This window comes from Protofrankia sp. CiT1 (assembly GCF_917627335.1).
In the GTDB taxonomy this organism is placed as follows: Bacteria; Actinomycetota; Actinomycetes; order Frankiales; family Frankiaceae; genus Protofrankia.
Genome location: NZ_CAKJTP010000125.1, coordinates 10,758 through 13,032, shown reverse-complemented (window position 1 = coordinate 13,032; position 2,275 = coordinate 10,758). Strand labels below are relative to the sequence as shown.

General features: G+C 67.7%; 2 protein-coding genes. Both read right to left on the bottom strand.

Annotated features, from left to right (window positions below; translation table 11 throughout):
* Nucleotides 1–24 precede the first annotated feature (24 nt).
* Nucleotides 25–1,290: an ATP-binding protein gene (locus MJ785_RS16815; RefSeq protein WP_239381707.1), complete on the bottom strand. Its 1,266-nt coding sequence runs from the start codon at nucleotides 1,288–1,290 to the stop codon at nucleotides 25–27.
* Between the two features lie 241 nt (nucleotides 1,291–1,531).
* A partial coding sequence (locus MJ785_RS16810; RefSeq protein ID WP_239309911.1) for a class F sortase occupies nucleotides 1,532–2,275 on the bottom strand: 744 nt, incomplete at its 5' end.

Genomic DNA, 2,275 nt, shown 5'->3' with positions numbered 1-2,275 from the left:
AAGCTGCGCGGAGGGGAAGCCGAGTCAGTTTCCGGTCTCCCACAGAGCGGCTATTGGAAGGGATACCAGCCGGTCCCCGAACATGAGGGCTCCCTGGCGTCCGGTGTGCAGGACGATGCCGTGGACGAACTGCGGGCCCAGCAGGTCGCGGAGCGTGGTGAGGCCGCGGAAGTCGTTGCCGGTGACGGTATCGGTCGCCTTGCATTCGATGGCGATGATCTGGCCGTCGTCACGTTCTAGAAGGATGTCGACTTCGGCGCCGCCGCTGACCCGCCAATGATGGAGGCGCACCGAGCTCTCACTCCAGGTGGCCTGTTTGGCCAGTTCGTTGACGATGAAAGTTTCGATCAGCGGGCCACGGGACGTGGACACGGGCCTGGCCAGGGCCTCGGGAGAGACACCGAGCAGCGCGGCGGCAAGACCGGTGTCGGTGAGGTGCAGCTTGGGGTGTTTGACGACCCGGGCGGTCAGGTTTCGGGACCATACCGGCAGCCGGTGGATCAGGAAGACGGTTTCGAGAAGTTCCAGGTACCGACTGACCGTCGTCCGATGCAGGCCGGTCTTGTTTGCGGTGTTGGCCGTATTGTGTTCCTGGGCGGTGACCGAGGCGACGTAGGCCAGCAGGGTTCGTAGTGCGCTCGGCTCGTTGATGCGGGTCATCTCGCGTATGTCGCGTTCGGCGATGGCTTCGACATAACTGCGGAACCAAGCTCTGCGAGACCGTGTCGTTCGCATCAGCGCCGGCTCTGGGAAACCGCCGCGGCAAACCCGCTGGAAGTAGTCGGCCCGGTCGCTTGCCGTCGTCCGGAGCGCACCGAGCGACCCGGGGTCGTCAAAGGCGTGGTCGATGAAGCTGCCGGACCGGCCGTTGAACTCACCCTGGGAGAGGGGCCAGACGTCCACCACCCCAGCACGGCCGGCCAGGGACTCCGAGAGGCTTGGCGTAGTCAGGAAGCGGGTGGATCCAGCCAGGACGTACCGGCCAGGGCGCGGCGCCGCGTCGACCTCGGCCTTGACCGCCCTGACCAGAGCGTCGCCACCTCGCTGAACCTCGTCGATGAACCGTGGTTCCGTGCCGCTGCCGGTAAAGGCCACCGGGTCGCTGATCGCGGCCTGCAGGGTCTGTTCGTCGTCGAGGTTGAGCAGCGTGCCCCCGTACCGCTTCTGTAGGTGCCGCAGCAGCGTTGTTTTGCCGGACTGCCGGGGCCCGTTCAGGATCACGACTCGAAATACCGCCAGGTACTCCTCCGCGATTGAGGTGCAGGCCCGTTGCAGGTCGGTCGTTGGCACGGAGGAACTCCTGCTCGCAGCGGATGGCGGCCAGCCTGAGCGTACATCTGACGGAGGCTTGGGCCGACACTTCACAGCTATGTGGACCGACATCTCACAGCTGCTGGGACCGACGTTCCACAGGCATCTGGGCCGACCTTCCACGGGAGCCTGACGCCCGCCCGCGGCGAACGCGGCACCCGTCTGGCAAGAGAGCCCGGTATGCCGGAGGCGCCGGCATACCGGGCATACCGGCGCCAGCTCAGCGTGCCAGGGAGAGGGAGACGACCAGGTTCTCCAGGTGGAGCCCTTCCCCGTCCAGTCCGCCGGTGCAGGTGACCAGGCGCAGTTCCGGGCCAGGGGAGGGCCGGTACAGCTCCGCGTCCCGGGGTGAGGCCTTCGGGTAGCGGTCGACGCGGTCGACCGTAAAGGTGACTGTGCTGCCGTCCCTGCGTCGTACCTGGACGGCATCCCCGGTCTTCATCTGGTCCAGCTTGGCGAACACGCCCGGCTTGTGGTCCCATTCGACGTGGGCGGTCATGACAGCGGGGCCGATGTCACCGGGGGCCATCCCGGCGGAGAACCAGGCGACCTCGGCGGCGTTGGACAGCGTCTCCAGCTCGCCCGCCGCCGAATGCAGGGCCTGCCAGCGGTCGGGAGGGGACGCCGGGCCGAGGACGCCGATGGGAATGACCGGCGCGGCCTGGGGATGCCCGTCGGCGAGGAGGCGTTGAGGCAGCAACAACGCCGTGGGGATGTTGCGATCGGACGATCCCTGGCTCTGGGCCTGGCTGTTGCTGTTGCCGCCGGTCCGGCCGTCGCCTGTGCTCCCGGCGGCACTGGCGGTGGGGATGGAACCGTCTGCCGGCGGCTTTCCGCTGGATGATCCGCCGCATCCGGCAAGCATGAGGGCGACGGCGGTAACAACGGTCGTGATCGTAGCCGGGCGCCGGATTCCCCCGCGAACCCCAGCGGATGCCGCTGTGCCGGAACGCCGACCACGGGT